This is a genomic window from Lactiplantibacillus daoliensis (assembly GCF_005405005.1).
Classification (GTDB): Bacteria; Bacillota; Bacilli; order Lactobacillales; family Lactobacillaceae; genus Lactiplantibacillus; species Lactiplantibacillus daoliensis.
This window is the reverse complement of the sequence record NZ_BJDH01000001.1, coordinates 60,841-75,962: the sequence shown is the minus strand read 5'-3', so window position 1 is coordinate 75,962 and position 15,122 is coordinate 60,841. Positions and strand designations below refer to the sequence as shown.

At 42.9% G+C, this 15,122-nt stretch carries 12 protein-coding genes and 1 pseudogene; 10 read left to right on the top strand and 3 right to left on the bottom strand.

Annotated elements, in window-relative coordinates; genetic code table 11:
• Nucleotides 1-323: 323 nt before the first annotated feature.
• From FFM64_RS00335 to FFM64_RS00305, 7 genes are all read left to right on the top strand, one after another.
• Nucleotides 324-1,166: an energy-coupling factor ABC transporter ATP-binding protein gene (locus tag FFM64_RS00335; protein WP_137606024.1), complete on the top strand. Its 843-nt coding sequence runs from the start codon at nt 324-326 to the stop codon at nt 1,164-1,166.
• A complete protein-coding gene (locus FFM64_RS00330; RefSeq protein WP_137606023.1) occupies nt 1,142-2,029 on the top strand; it encodes an energy-coupling factor ABC transporter ATP-binding protein in 888 nt (295 codons plus the stop codon). Before FFM64_RS00335 ends, FFM64_RS00330 begins: the two co-directional genes overlap by 25 nt.
• Nucleotides 2,019-2,819, top strand: a complete 801-nt coding sequence (locus tag FFM64_RS00325; RefSeq protein WP_137606022.1) for an energy-coupling factor transporter transmembrane component T family protein — start codon at nt 2,019-2,021, stop codon at nt 2,817-2,819. The genes FFM64_RS00330 and FFM64_RS00325 overlap by 11 nt, the downstream gene beginning before the upstream one ends.
• A 51-nt stretch (nt 2,820-2,870) precedes the next feature.
• On the top strand, nt 2,871-3,656 hold the full coding sequence (gene truA, locus FFM64_RS00320) for a tRNA pseudouridine(38-40) synthase TruA (protein ID WP_137606021.1): 786 nt from the start codon (nt 2,871-2,873) through the stop codon (nt 3,654-3,656).
• A gap of 107 nt (nt 3,657-3,763) precedes the next feature.
• The gene (gene rplM / locus FFM64_RS00315) at nt 3,764-4,207 is read left to right on the top strand and encodes a 50S ribosomal protein L13 (RefSeq protein ID WP_137606020.1); all 444 of its coding nucleotides are present in this window, start codon (nt 3,764-3,766) and stop codon (nt 4,205-4,207) included.
• 13 nt (nt 4,208-4,220) lie between these two features.
• Nucleotides 4,221-4,613 (top strand): 30S ribosomal protein S9, encoded by a 393-nt coding sequence (gene rpsI / locus FFM64_RS00310; RefSeq protein WP_137606019.1) that lies wholly within the window; start codon nt 4,221-4,223, stop codon nt 4,611-4,613.
• 403 nt (nt 4,614-5,016) lie between these two features.
• Nucleotides 5,017-9,273: an MSCRAMM family protein gene (locus FFM64_RS00305; RefSeq protein ID WP_137606018.1), complete on the top strand. Its 4,257-nt coding sequence runs from the start codon at nt 5,017-5,019 to the stop codon at nt 9,271-9,273.
• A 75-nt stretch (nt 9,274-9,348) separates the two neighbouring features.
• On the opposite strand, the gene FFM64_RS00300 is transcribed toward FFM64_RS00305, so the two are convergent.
• Nucleotides 9,349-9,756 carry a hypothetical protein gene (locus FFM64_RS00300; RefSeq protein ID WP_137606017.1) on the bottom strand — a complete coding sequence of 136 codons (408 nt, stop codon included), beginning with the start codon at nt 9,754-9,756 and terminating at the stop codon, nt 9,349-9,351.
• A gap of 117 nt (nt 9,757-9,873) precedes the next feature.
• On the opposite strand from FFM64_RS00300, the pseudogene FFM64_RS00295 reads away from it, so the two are divergent.
• Nucleotides 9,874-10,731 (top strand): annotated as a pseudogene (locus FFM64_RS00295) (metal ABC transporter solute-binding protein, Zn/Mn family); the annotation flags it as partial.
• 55 nt (nt 10,732-10,786) lie between these two features.
• On the opposite strand, the gene FFM64_RS00290 reads toward FFM64_RS00295, so the two are convergent.
• Together FFM64_RS00290 and FFM64_RS00285 are read right to left on the bottom strand one after the other, a co-directional pair.
• Nucleotides 10,787-11,098, bottom strand: coding sequence for a hypothetical protein (locus FFM64_RS00290; RefSeq protein WP_137606016.1), 312 nt, complete (start codon nt 11,096-11,098; stop codon nt 10,787-10,789).
• Between the two features lie 47 nt (nt 11,099-11,145).
• Nucleotides 11,146-12,033 (bottom strand): LysR substrate-binding domain-containing protein, encoded by an 888-nt coding sequence (locus FFM64_RS00285; protein ID WP_137606015.1) that lies wholly within the window; start codon nt 12,031-12,033, stop codon nt 11,146-11,148.
• A 190-nt stretch (nt 12,034-12,223) separates the two neighbouring features.
• Between FFM64_RS00285 and FFM64_RS00280 the strand changes: the two genes are divergently transcribed.
• Nucleotides 12,224-13,855, top strand: coding sequence for a malolactic enzyme (locus FFM64_RS00280; RefSeq protein WP_137606014.1), 1,632 nt, complete (start codon nt 12,224-12,226; stop codon nt 13,853-13,855).
• A 66-nt stretch (nt 13,856-13,921) separates the two neighbouring features.
• On the top strand, nt 13,922-14,893 hold the full coding sequence (locus FFM64_RS00275) for an AEC family transporter (protein ID WP_137606013.1): 972 nt from the start codon (nt 13,922-13,924) through the stop codon (nt 14,891-14,893).
• The last annotated feature ends 229 nt before the right edge of the window (nt 14,894-15,122 follow it).

Here is a 15,122-nt window from a genome sequence, read left to right as displayed (position 1 = left end):
ATGAGGCTATTTGGCGCTCCGGTTGGACTGGCAGATGCTGGAACGTGGTGGCCACGGTTACGAGCCACAGAGCGGTCTCGTAAGCCGGGCTTTTACTAAGTCGAGAAAATCACTCGGCTAAGTAAAATAGCACCACTGAGCATCTGCCAGCCCAACCGGAGCTGTAGCAGTGGGCAAGCTTTACGCGATGCTTGTAAGTATCATTTAGAAGTTCATTCGGGTAAGCAGCGGAGTAAGTAATGCAAGATGAACAGTAACTAATATCTATTACGGTTGAATGTGATATGATTAGAACCATAAAATTATGGAAATGAGGGACGACGGTGAGTCAGATTATTGACGTTGCACATTTAAATTATCGTTACCCGCAACAGTCGGCGGATGACTTGACGTTAAAAGACATTTCGTTTTCGGTGGCGGATGGTGAATGGGTGGCAATTGTCGGCCATAATGGCTCGGGTAAATCCACGTTAGCGAAAAATATTAATGGATTATTGGCCCCCGTTTCCGGGACAGTGACGGTGGATGGACAAGTCCTCTCAGAAAAGACTGTCTGGGATATTCGCAAAAAAATTGGGATGGTTTTTCAAAACCCTGATAATCAATTTGTGGGTGCGACGGTTGAAGATGACGTTGCTTTCAGTTTGGAAAATCAGGGTGTTCCGCGTGACGAAATGTTGACGCGGGTTCACGACGCTTTAGTCCAGGTCAATATGGCTGAATTTGCGACGCGTGAACCAGCGCGTTTATCTGGTGGGCAAAAGCAACGGGTCGCTTTAGCGGGGATGATTGCCGCACGACCACGGATTCTGATTTTAGATGAAGCCACGTCAATGCTTGATCCACAAGGGCGTTATGAAGTGCTGCAAACGATCCAACAAATGAAGATCAACTCTGATTTGACCGTGTTGTCGATCACACATGACATTGATGAGGCCGCGAGTGCGAATCGCGTCTTGGTCGTCAATGACGGCCGGCTTGTCGAAGAAGGTCAACCGGCTGATATTTTTAAGCATGGTCCGGCTTTGATTAAAATGGGACTCGACATGCCCTACGCTGAGCGGCTAAAAGCGGCCTTAAAACGGCAAGGCGTTAAAGTTCCGGCTGACTATTTAACGGAGAAAGGGATGGCAGACTGGTTATGGCAATTGATTTCAAACAAGTAGATTTTACTTACCAACCGGGCACCCCTTTTGAAACGAAGGCGTTAACCGACATTAACTTGACCATTCCAGATGGGTCTTATACCGCATTGATTGGTCATACTGGAAGTGGCAAATCCACATTGTTGCAACATCTAAACGCCTTGCTCAAACCAACTAGTGGGACAGTCACAATTGGTGAGCGCGTGATTACGCCAGCGACGAGTAATAAAGATCTAAAATCGTTGCGTCAACAAGTTGGGATTGTCTTTCAGTTTCCAGAAAATCAGTTGTTTGAAGAAACTGTCGTGAAGGACATTGCGTTTGGTCCACAGAATTTTGGCGTTAGTGAAACCGAAGCTTTGGAGACGGCTGAGAAAATGTTAACACTAGTGGGACTAGATAAGAGCTTGTTGGACCGATCGCCATTTGACCTCTCTGGGGGCCAAATGCGACGGGTCGCAATTGCTGGTGTCTTGGCGATGCAGCCAAAAATTTTGGTGCTGGACGAACCGACTGCGGGATTGGACCCTCAGGGACGTTTAGACATGATGGAAATGTTTGCCCGGTTACGTCGTGAACAAGGTCTCACCGTTGTGCTGGTAACCCATCAGATGGATGATGTTGCTAATTATGCGGATCATGTGATTGTGATGGATCAAGGCCGAGTGGTTAAGACTGGGACGCCCCAAGAAATTTTCAAAGATCCCCAATGGTTGGTTGAACATCAACTGGGATTGCCGAAAACAACTGCGTTTGCGCAACAATTAATGGCTAAGGGCTTGCAGTTTAATCCAATCCCATTGACTGAAGATCAGCTGGCTGCGGCATTAGTGGCGCAATTACCAGCGACCGTGTTTGGGGGTGCTGAATCCCATGATGAATAAACTGATTTTTGGGCGTTATATTCCTGGTAAGTCGGTCATTCACCACATGGACCCGCGTGCCAAACTATTATTAAGCTTTTATTTTATTGGGATTATCTTCATCGCGAATAATTGGCAGACTTATGTGGCCTTATTTGTTTTTACGTTATTAGCAATTAAATTATCCGGTGTTAAATGGTCGTTTTTCATCAATGGGGTTAAACCGTTGATTTGGCTGATTCTGTTCACGGTTATCTTACAAGTGCTCTTCAGCGGGAGTGGCGGTCACGTTTACTTCAAATGGGGGATTATTACCATTAGTCAACTCGGGTTAGTGAATGGGATTTATATTTTTTGTCGCTTCGTGTTGATTATTTTTATGTCAACGTTGTTAACGTTAACGACGCCGCCATTGGAATTATCGGATGCGATTGAATATATTCTAATGCCATTAAAAGTGGTTCATTTTCCCGTGTACGAAGTTGCGTTAATGCTGTCAATTGCGCTACGGTTTGTCCCAACTTTAATGGATGAAACCGAAAAGATCATGAATGCGCAACGCGCGCGGGGTGTGGATTTTGGTGAAGGCAATATCTTTCAACAAATGCGGGCGATTGTGCCATTATTGATCCCATTATTTGTGAGTTCCTTCAACCGGGCAGAAGATTTAGCGACGGCGATGGAAGCCCGTGGTTATCAAGGTGGCGAAGGCCGCAGTAAATTCCGAATCTTGAAATGGCAAGCCCGTGACAGCTGGGCGACTGTTAGTTTCGTTGCTTTGACGATTATTTTAGTTGTGCTACGAGCATAAGTTCTAAAGGCGGGCAAACTTGCCGCCTTTTTAGGTTAATGGAGGAAAAGCGTGGTTACGAGATATAAAATTACCTTGGCGTATGACGGCACTAATTTTGCTGGTTTTCAACGACAACCACATCAGCGAACCGTCGAACAAGTCTTAACTAAAGCGGTCAATAAAATGGCGAAAGACCCGGTCGAACCAGTTGTGGTATATGGGGCTGGGCGGACGGATGCCGGTGTCCATGCTTTTGGACAAGTGGTTCATTTTGATTTACCAACGGCAATCAATGCTGAAGGGGTCCGGCGGGGGCTAAATAGTTTGTTGCCAGTGGACATGTTGGTCAAAAAAGTCGAGTGCGTGCCCCTTGATTTTCACGCACGATATGATACAGTTGGTAAACGTTATTGGTACCGGGCGTATCAAAATGAGTTCGTTGATCCATTCAAACGGAATTACACGGGTCATTTTAAATTTACGGCCGATATTGAACGCATTCAGCAAGCAATTCCAGCATTAGTTGGTAAGCATGATTTCACCACCTTTGTGGCCTCTGGGTCGCAGGCGCATGACCATGTGCGGGAAATCTATTCTGCCAAAGCATGGGCGTTAGACGATGGTGAAATTCAGTTTGAATTTTGCGGGAGCGGCTTTTTATATAACCAGGTGCGAATTATGGTGGCGGTGCTCATGGAAATTGGGCAAGGTCGGCGTGAAGTTAACTGCATTCCAGCCTTAATTGCGGCGAAGAATCGTGCTCAAGCGCGGGGGACTGCGCCGGCATCTGGACTCTATATGAAAAAGGTCTATTATGACCGGGCTGAGTTACAGTCGGACTTAAAAACTTATTGACTTCTCGGGCTAAATTAGGTAAACTAATCGTTGGTATTGTTTGCCCCACGATAAGCCCCGGAAATCTTATTGAGTGTCAAGCAAAACAGAAAATGGAGGAACACAACGTGCGTACAACATATATGGCTAAACCAGGTGAAATTGATCGTAAATGGTATGTAGTTGATGCAACTGATCTACCTTTAGGTCGTTTATCAACTGTCGTTGCATCAATCTTGCGTGGTAAGAACAAACCAACATTCACACCTAATGTGGATACTGGTGACAACGTAATTGTAATTAATGCAAGTAAGATTGCTTTAACTGGTAAGAAGGCAGAACGGAAGATTTATTATCACCATACTGCCTATGCTGGTGGTCTAAAGGAACGGACTGCTGGTGACTTCCGTGAAAAGGAACCTGAAAAATTAATTGAAACTTCAGTTAAGGGTATGCTTCCTCACAACTCTTTAGGTCATAAAATGGGCTTGAAGTTGCATGTTTATGCTGGTGCAGAACATACGCAACAAGCACAAAAGCCTGAAGTTTTGGACATCACTAACTTAATCTAAGGAGGAAACTACATTGGCTCAAGTACAATATCGCGGCACAGGCCGTCGTAAAGATTCAGTCGCCCGCGTACGTTTAGTACCAGGTTCTGGTAAGATTGTTATGAATGACAAATCAGTTGATGATTACATTCCATTTGCAGATATTCGCAAGGAATTGTTACAACCATTTGAAGTAACTGAAACAACTGATCAATATGATGTTTTAGTTAACGTTATCGGTGGTGGGTTCCACGGCCAAGCCGGCGCAACTCGTCATGGTATCGCTCGGGCATTGCTTGAAGTTGACCCAGATTTCCGCGGTCCTTTGAAGCGCGCAGGTCTTTTGACTCGTGACGCTCGTATGAAGGAACGTAAGAAGCCAGGTTTGAAGAAAGCCCGGAAAGCTTCACAATTCTCAAAGCGTTAATATTTTTAGAAAAAGCGTTGCATTATCAACATTTTCTGAATCCAAAAAAAGAGTACTCGTCCATTTGGGCAAGTGCTTTTTTTGTTACGGTTACATTTCAATTGTAAATTCGCCATTTTCACGTTGTATTGTCAGTAGTGGTATTTAATGTTCAACATAATTAGTTCGACTGGCCGTGGATGCTCTCCCCAAAAAAATTAATTTACTAATATCATTATTTACCCCACACATTCGGGGATTAGCTAATTGCTGATATATCAATAATTAGCTGTGCTTTTTCTTATAAATCAACAAACGATGCGCTTCCGACCCGTTCAAAAGGTGACTAGCATTTTATTTTTACTATGATAACATTCAGTAAAGGATATTAACTAAAATTTCTAGTCATTTAAGGGGAGCATTTATGATGAGAAACAGGGGAAAACTAGCTAATCTATTAATGGTTTTATTACTGATGCTACAAATTCTGGCGATACCGATGGGAGTGATCAGCGCTAATACGACGCAGGCCGCGTCAGCAGTCGGTGGCGGCGTTGAATTGTTCAGCATTAAGCAGGGGAGTGACAAGCCCACGGAAAAGCTTAGTATCAGCTCATACAGTGGTGATTATAAAATTATCGCTAAGTTGAACAATCAGACTCATGAGTCGTTTAATGGTGGTAAAATCCGACTTCGGTTCGATCGACGTGATTTTGATCAGCCAACAGCCGAAGGACTAGCCAAACCCGCCGACAACGACTTCGCTGATAAGCTGGAGGGTGGTAAAGTCATTACGAGCGATCCCCAAAGCTGGATTATTGAGTATTCTTTAAAGCAAGTGAGTGCAGGCGAAAATTTAGAAATTCCCTCAGTGGTTCAGCCCAAGCGTTTAAATGTTGATCAGACCCGTGGAACCATTGTTGAGGAAATCCGAGATCAGCATGATCAGGTGGTTAACACAGCAAGTAAGGGTTATTATATTGATTCTTCACCGCTAGTTGACAGAGGCTTCGGTATGTCTCAAGTTACAGTTACTGGTCAATATTCTGACTTAAATTATTATTACAATTACGAGGGCAAGGAAAATCAGCTGAAGCCGAATGGTGACGGGACCTATACAACATTGTCTGACCAAACCACTAATATGTATGTCTATTATTTATACAACACCAATGACAGTCGAAATATTGAAGTGACCATGGATCTTAGCAAGTTAAATCTTTTAAAGTTTAATACGGATGCTCCGAATGGTTGGACCTATGATGCAGCCACGAAGCAAGCAACTCGGACATTTACGCCTAGTGAATTTCTTGGCGATCGTCCAAAGCGGTATTTGCCGTTGAAAGTTTCTAAAGGGAGCCAGCTTACTTTTAACACGAATAACGACTATCAGGAACGAGTTGGCTATTCGGTGAAGTACGAGGGCAGTAGCATCCCCGTTACCAGTAATCATAGTTGGCCGGCAACCCTTAAGTTGAAGAGTGGTCAAAATTGGGATCCAGTGCCAGAGGGGAAAGGGGTTCATAATGAAACTAACCGTGACCAAGCTGTATTATCGGATGTAAATGGACAAACCAAAGTGCGTTATTCTGTCCAGACGGCTGGTCAAATTGCAGGCGGAGGTTTTCAGCATATTCCGGCAGGGGTGACGTTACCGGTTTCAAAGTTAAAGGCGACGTTACCAACAGACTTTTATCAGGATAACAATCTGCAAAGCTTTGCCTTAAAAACCGCTAGAACACCGAACTTACCTGGAATGACCGATAATCATTTGTATGGGATTAATGCTGATGGTAGCAAGGATTTACTGAAAGACAATTTAGGCGTTACTCCCTGGAACGCGACGAAGCTGACCAAAAAATATCAAGGCTTTCAATTGGAATTTGATCATCCCATTGAGGTGACCAATCAAGATGCCGCTTTCGGATTCAATCTTGTGGCAACAATGACCGAACAAAGTTTGGAGAAGTTCCGGAAAGACCCCACTAAGAACGTTAAATATTACACACTAGAGACAGTGTATGCGCAGTATCCTGGTTTTTATAACGGTGCTTTTGAGAGTGGCCGCGGATATGACAGATTCTATTTGTATAAGTATAAGCAGGGGAGTAGTCAACCCCCTGAGATCAGCAGTGGTGATAAGGAAGATCAATTGAATGTCGTGAACGGGCACGATTTTACGATTAAACGCAGTATGAGTTTGTATAATAATTATGCAAATACACAGCCAGAAAACGCCAAGGTTTACTTTATGGTCCCTGAGCATACGCGACTGGCTGTGGATCAGAGTGGTCTGAGAGGGCTGTCTAAGCCACAAGTCATTCCCAATTTTCATAACAGTGGACGAACAGCCATAGTAGCGGATTTATTACCAGTAAACAGTGATAAAAACGGAAATAATCAGTACGAGATTAGTTTGCCATTAGATGCCGCACAGTTACGTCAAGGCGACAATTATCAAATTGAAAGTTATGTGGTTTATAACAATAATGATGGTAGCTATGACTTGAATAATCCAGCGGGATTAAAGTCGATTGTGACGCCCACACTGACTGGTGGAGATAAGTATCAGTTATATACTGATACGAAAGATCCGAATAAAGGTCTTAAACTAGCTAATACTACGTTAAATTATATGCCGATTGCTGGATTGAAAGTCAGTAATTTAGTTGCCAAAGGTGACGGTGGTTATTCCTCTGACTTGGGTGCTTATGGCTACGCAGGTGACGTGATTAAGTATCGGACTAATTTGTACAATGGTTATAGTGAAGCTGCCAAGAAGATTGGGTTAGTGAACTATCTGCCGGTTGCAGGGGCTAATGGTTCAAAATTCGATGTCAAGTTAGCAGGACCAGTGACAGTTAAAAACCAGACTGCTGTAACCGCCAGTCCGATTGATTATGAGAAAGCCTTTAAGGTTTACTATGCAACTGCTAAGCCAAGTTATGGGGCTGATGATTATAGTGATTCGGTTGTTTGGCAAACGGCGTCCCAGCTAGCACCAACTGATTATCCAAAAGTGACCATGCTTAAAATGGTGTTGGACCCGGCCGTACCATTTGACCCGAAAGCAGAAGTTAATTTTGACTATCCAGCGCAAATCACCACAGCTGAAACGCCTGAAAATAGTCAGGCCGTCAATCAAGTCCAATTAATTAATGGTTCGGGGACCTATTACAATGTGAACCAGGCCAAAGTAACGATGAACTATCCAGTTAATGCGGTTCAAACGACCAAAGTCGATAGTGTGACTGGGAATCCACTGTATGGTGCTAAATTCCGATTACTGGACAATAATGGCACGACAATGGGGTCACAATTGTATGAAACCAATGCGAATGGTCAATTTCAAATTAGTAGTCTCAAAGCTGGCAAATACTATCTAGAGGAAGTTGCAGCACCGGCCGGCTATGTGTTACCACAAGGTGACGAGGCTAAAACTGCCTTTGCGATTGGAACTGCGGCGAATACGCCGACGACGGTGAAAATAACCAATGTTTCCAAGACCAACCCACAAGGTAGTGTGCTAATTAGTAATCAAGATACGGCTACCGGTAAACCGTTGAATGGTGGTCGTTTCAGTTTGAGCCGCGTGACGGCAATCGGCGAGACTAACATTGACACTAATCTGTTGATTAAAGCGAACGGCCAACTTGACCGTTCGGGGTTATTACCAGGAAAGTATCGCATTCGACAAAATACAGCAACTAAAGGTTACTTGATTAATGACCACGTATTCGATTTCACAGTTAATGCGGGTGAAACCACTAATGTGTTAGTCAAGAATTCACCGACCCCAGAACCAGTTAAAGGACAAATCACGATTGTTAATCACGAAAAGGGCCAACCAGCTAAGCCGGTTGTGGGTAGTGAATTTGAATTAATAGCTCAAAAGACTGGTAAACAAGTTGGTGACAAGTTAGTGACTAATAAGAATGGACTGATTAGTCAAACAGAATTACCGGCGGGTGACTATCAATTGAAACAAGTTTCGGTACCAGTTGGCTATGTTTTGAATACTGAAACGCAAGTTGTTAAAATTTCAAAGGATACGCCAAAAGTGACTATCAAATTTGTAAATGAGCCAAAACCAGTGACCCCGGAGCCAGCAATTAAAGGTCAATTAACGATTATTAATCACGAAAAAAATCGGCCAACTAAATTGATTGTTGGCAGTGAATTCGAATTGATTGATCAGAAAACCGGTAAGCAAGTTGATGGCAAGCTTGTCACCGATAAGTGGGGTCAGATTATCCAAAATAACTTACCGGTTGGTGCCTATCAATTGAAACAGGTGTCGGTTCCGGATGGTTATCAATTGAGTACTGAAAGTCCAGTGGTGATAATCTCCAAGAAAACGACAACAGTCACGGTGAAATTCATGAATACGATTAAAACAACAACTTCGAAACCAAATATTGATCAGCCACAGCAATCGGGGATTAAAGAAACGCCTAAGCTACAAGCAAGTTCTACTGTAAAATCTGCGGATGCCGTTCAAACAACAAAGCCAACGGCAAATGCTAAAGCTGAATCGACCACAAGTCGTCAAAAATCAAAGGCTAAAAATTTGCCACAATCGAATGAGCAATTGTCGATGGGCTTGCTAGTTCTGGGCATCCTGTTGTTAGTCTTGATTTTGGCATACGTCTGGAAAAAATCAAAATCTTCAAAGCATTAAGTTAATCCGTATCTCAAGTCTTTTTGGAATATAAAAGCGCACTCGTCTGTTGGCGGGTGCGCTTTTCCAATACAATTAAATCAGTTTTCGCAGGATGATGAAATTAGCGACGAGTAAACAGCTACAAATACCCAAAACAATCATCAACTGTTGTCCAATCAGCCAACGATGATCAGTCAGTAAGGCTAACAAAATGGCGTAGCTAACGGTCATTATTAGGCCAATCAAGATACCTAAATTATATAGGGTTGAATTAAAGGTTGTCACCAATTTTGTTGGTTTTAGTTGTGGCCGACTGGTTTTAATGAGATGGACAACTAGCCATTGTAGCAGCGAAGCCCCGGCTACCCATCGCATACTGATAGTCCATTTAGTACTAATTAATAGCCCTAGGTAGAGGAGGCTAACGGTACCGATAAACCAATGATCGATGGTGGTGAGTAAGTTTTTAGAAGTTAAGGTTTGTTTTAGATTGATAGTCATGTAATCGTCTCCAAAGTGTTTTTTACAGTTTAGCAAGGATCTCATGCAGATGCGAGAATTTGCGAACGTTATCAGTTTGTTGGGCGTTGGCTTGATTACCGGAGTTGCATTTTTCCTGCAGCAACGACTCAGTTTTCAGGCAAGTTGCGGGTCGTCAGTACCAACTCGATTTTAAATGATATGGTTCAACAAGTTGGTGGTGATAAAGTGGACGCCTACTCAATCGTCAAACGAGGGACTGACCCATATGAATATGATCCGCAACCAAGTGACATTACGGCCACAGCAGATGCGGATGTCATCTTCTATAATGGGCTACGATTAGAGACTGGGGGAAACGGCTGGTTTTGAAAACTGGTTCAGTCGTCGAAAAAGACCGTTGGCAAAAATGTCTAGCGGCAAGGCAGGGGATACCGGTCCGTTATTTGACGACCAATCGTCATGAACCAGACCCGCATGCCTGGTTAGATTTGGCAAATGGGCAGCAATACGTGAAACATATTAGTCAAGTACTGCAGCAGAAAGATCCTGCCAATGCGGTTTATTATCGGTAAAACGCGCAAGTCTATCAAGCCAAGTTACAAAAGTTGCATCAAAGTTCTCAGACAAAATTTGCTAAGCTTCCGACGGATCAACGTGTCTTAGTGACTTCTGAGGGCGCCTTTAAAATATTTTGCAGCAGCCTATCAAATTAAAGCGGCCTATATTTGGGAGGTTAATACGGAATCTCAGGGAACTCCCGAACAGATGCAAACCGTTATTAGCCAAATTCGGCAATCTAACGTGCAGAAGTTGTTTGTTGAAACGTCAGTCTCACCGAAGTCAATGCAGAAGTTGTCCAAAGAAACCAACTTGCCAATTAAGGCAACCTTGTATACCGATTCTTTAGGGGCTACTGGATCAACTGGTGCGACCTATTATGACATGATGCGCTGGAATTTGACTCAAATCTATCAAGGTTTAGCGGCGTCATAAAAAAGTCTGGCTTAACGAAAACGTTAGGCCAGACTTTTTTAATATTGATCAACGATTAGTCTTCTTGTTCAAATGAGAGTTCGGTCATGGACAACTCTAGATCGTCTAAGACATCATTCTCGCTGAGAAAGGCCGCCCAAGCTTTGGGCGTTTGCTCGCGGGTATGAGGCGCAATCTTGCCGCGAATATTTTCGATCACTTTATCCAGCATCTTGTCAGCTTGACGGTCAATTTCCGCGTCGTTGAAACGGCGGGCAGGTAACCGGTCCATATTTTGCTTATTTAAATAGTCAGTACACTTTTCCATGAAAATGCTGACGACTTGTGAATTTTCGGTTAGATATGTTTTTAAGGTGTCATTGTCCAAAATAAATTCCTCCTACTAAATGTCTTAACTATAACACAGCGGTTAGTTTAATCTGACTCAAGGGCGCTGTGTAGAATTTCTAATAGCCGTAATTGTGGTGGCGTTAAAATGTGTGACGTGCGATAAACAATACTCGTGATGAATTCTGGTTGCTCATCATCGAGTAGTTCCAGGCGGACGACGTTATCGTTGTAATGGTCAACGACGGTCGTTAAAAAGCCAACACCAACGTTTTCAGCAATCAATTTCATTAAAACATGGGTGTCGTTAGATCGAAAGACGACATTGGGCCGAAAATGATTGCGGCGGGTGAGCTTATTGAAGGCCGTGTTATGCACAAAGTTACTATTGAAGAAAACAAAATCTTCGTGGCGAAGTTCACTAAAGTAAAGTCGTTTCCGATTGGCTAATGGATGATCGCGCGAAACAAAGATACTAAAGGGTTGCCGGTCAAATTCTTCAGCCAAAAGAGTTTGATAGGAGAGGGGCTCGACGGAACCGAGAAGTGCCATATCTACACGGCCGTTCCGGACGGCTTCACGCAAGGCAATCGAACCACCTTCAATAGTCTGAATATTGGCCAACATGCCAGCGGCTGAAAGTTTCGTGGCAATTTGAGGGAAATAATGATTTTCAATAATCGGCGGTAATCCCAAGACGATTTGTTGCTGAGTTAAATTATGGATTTCTTGATGAGCGATATTTAACTGACGCAAAACGATGACGGCGTGTTCTGCCAATTGCTCGCCACTGGCGGTCGGTGTCAGCTCGTTGTGAACGCGGTCACGGATGATCAACTTCGTGTTGAATTCAGTCTCTAAGCGTTTGAGGGCCGTCGTAATCGTTGGTTGACTGACATTAAAAAAAGTTGCAACTTTTGAAAAGTTTTTTTGTAAAATTAATTGATGAAAATAGTCTAAGTCTTTTGTGTTCATTTTAACTCCTTTGAAACGGGCATTTTTAGCTACCTTATAAATATTATTTATATCATAGCATAGATTTGACTATATGTTTTACCCGGCGCTAAACTGTTGTTTGTAAATTAATAAAGCTTGTTTAACCGCACATGATTAATGACCATTGATTGGTCATCTAACTTATTAAAAAAATGGAGGAATTATAAAGATGACTCAAACTGCAGATACAATTTTAAATAACCCATTTTTAAATAAAGGGACGGCGTTTACGAAAGCTGAACGTCAAGAATTAGGTTTAACCGGGACATTACCAAGTGCCGTTCAAACGATTGAAGAACAAACGACTCAAGCTTATGGCCAATTCCAAAGCAAAGCAACTCGTTTGGAAAAGCGAATTTTCTTGATGAACTTGTTCAATGAAAATCGGACTTTGTTCTACCATTTGATGGATGAACATGTCGTTGAATTCATGCCAATCGTTTATGATCCAGTGGTTGCTGATTCAATCGAACAATACAATCAATTATTCTTAGACCCACAAAATGCTGCGTTTGTGTCAGTTGATGCACCTGAAGACGTTGAAGCAACGTTGAAAAACGCCGCTGAAGGCCGTGATATTCGCTTAGTCGTTGTGACTGATGCGGAAGGTATCTTAGGCATGGGTGACTGGGGTGTCAACGGGGTTGATATCGCCGTTGGTAAATTAATGGTCTACACGGCTGCTGCCGGGATCGACCCTTCACAAGTATTACCTGTCAGCATTGATGCTGGGACGAACAACCAAAAGTTATTGGATGATCCAATGTATCTTGGTAATCGTCACAAACGGGTTTATGGCGATCAGTACTACGACGTCATCGACAAGTTTGTTAAAGCAGAACAAAAGTTGTTCCCAGAATCACTCTTACATTGGGAAGACTTTGGTCGTTCAAACGCTCAAGTCATCTTGGACAAGTACAAGGATGATATCGCCACGTTTAACGATGATATCCAAGGAACTGGGATGGTTGTTTTAGCAGGGATCTTAGGTGCTTTGAACATTTCTAAGGAAAGTATCAAGGATCAAAAGATCTTATCATTCGGTGCTGGGACTGCCGGCATGGGAATTGCTAACCAAATCATGGACGAACTCATGCAAGCTGGTTTGACCGAAGCGGAAGCTAAACAACACTTCTATGCGGTCGACAAGCAAGGCTTGCTCTTTGACGATACTGATGACTTAACACCAGCTCAAAAAGAATTTACGCGTTCACGTAGCGAATTTAGCAATGCGGATGAGTTAACAAACTTGGAAGCTGTTGTTAAAGCTGTTCATCCAACCGTTATGATTGGGACGTCAACCCAACCTGGAACCTTCACGGAAAGCATTATTAAGGAAATGGCTGCACATACTGAGCGGCCAATTATCTTCCCATTATCAAACCCAACCAAATTAGCGGAAGCTAAAGCGGAAGACTTGATTAAGTGGACGGATGGCCGGGCCTTAGTTGCTACTGGTATTCCTGCTGATGATGTTGAATACAACGGTGTCACTTATCAAATCGGGCAAGGTAACAACGCTCTAATGTACCCTGGACTTGGTTTTGGCTTGATTGCCTCAACTGCCAAAGTTTTAAACAGTGAAACCTTATCAGCAGCTTGCCATGCTTTAGGTGGAATCGTTGATACTTCAAAGCCTGGGGCAGCCGTATTGCCTCCTGTCGCGAAGATTACGGAATTTTCACAAAAATTAGCTGAAGTCGTTGCGCAAAGTGTCATCGACCAAAAGCTTAACAAAGAACCAATCACAAGTGCCAAGCAAGCCGTTGCTGACATGAAGTGGGTTCCTGAATATAAGTAATTAGTGGTCGCCTAAGAGAGACGATTTGATTAATTAAAAAAATGTTGAAAGTAGGACTGAAAACTTATGGCTGTTTTATGGAATTCAATCCAAAGTGTGCTCGTGGTCGTCTTGATCATGGTACTTGGATTTATCTTACGTCGTACCGGCTGGTTCGCAGATAGTTTTGCGGGGAATATCTCAAAATTTATTAAGAATATTGCTTTGCCAGCATCAATCTTTGTGTCCGTCTTGAGTCGGTTGACTCGTGGACAATTAGGCTCATTCTCTGGCTATCTTGCTTATGCCTTCATCGCCGTTATTATCGGTTACTTGATTGCGTTTGCCTTGGTCAAGATTATGAAGATTCGTCCCGGTCGTAAAGGAATCTTTATTAACGCGGTCGTCAACGCGAATACGATTTTCATCGGGTTACCTTTGAACATCGCATTGTTCGGCGAAAAGAGTATGACTTACTTCTTAGTTTATTATATTGTGAACACTGTTTCGACTTGGGCGTTTGGGGTCTTCTTGATTTCGAACGATGATCCAACGAAGCCTAAGGAAAAGACACACAATAAGATTGACTGGAAGAAAGTTATCCCAATGCCACTAGTTGGGTTCATTGTTGCCTTAGTCTTCTTGTTATTGAATATTCCAATCTTGAAGGTTTCCTTCATTAACTCAACGTTAACTTACGTTGGTAACTTGGTTACACCGCTTTCCTTGATCTATATCGGGATCGTATTAGCGGATGCTGGTTTGGGCAGTATCAAATTTGACCGTGATACGATTGTTGCCTTGATTGGTCGCTTCGTCTTGTCACCAATCGTGATGATTGCGGTAATCATGGTTGCTGGTAATGTTGGCGCTAGCTTCCCAACTATGGCTTCGCAAACCTTGATCGTTCAATCGGCAACGCCAATGCTCGCTGTTTTGCCAATCTTGGCGAATGAAGCGCATGGTGATGTGGAATACGCGACAAATGTGGTCACGACCAGTACCGTCTTGTTCATCATCGTGGTACCAATCTTGATGTCATTGATTCAATTTATCTAGGATTAAAGCCTTATTAAAAAAGAACTCGCCATTTTGGCTGAGTTCTTTTTTGTTTATCATGTTTTGGGTGTGCAACGGTGATTTAGTTAAAATGGCTAAATGATGATAAATCGCATAATAACACGTTTTCATTGCCGATTATTTGAAAAAATAATCGGATTTACTTGACTAATGTCGATAAAATCAATAAAATTAACAACGTTGCATTAATAAGAGTTTAATTAGGAGG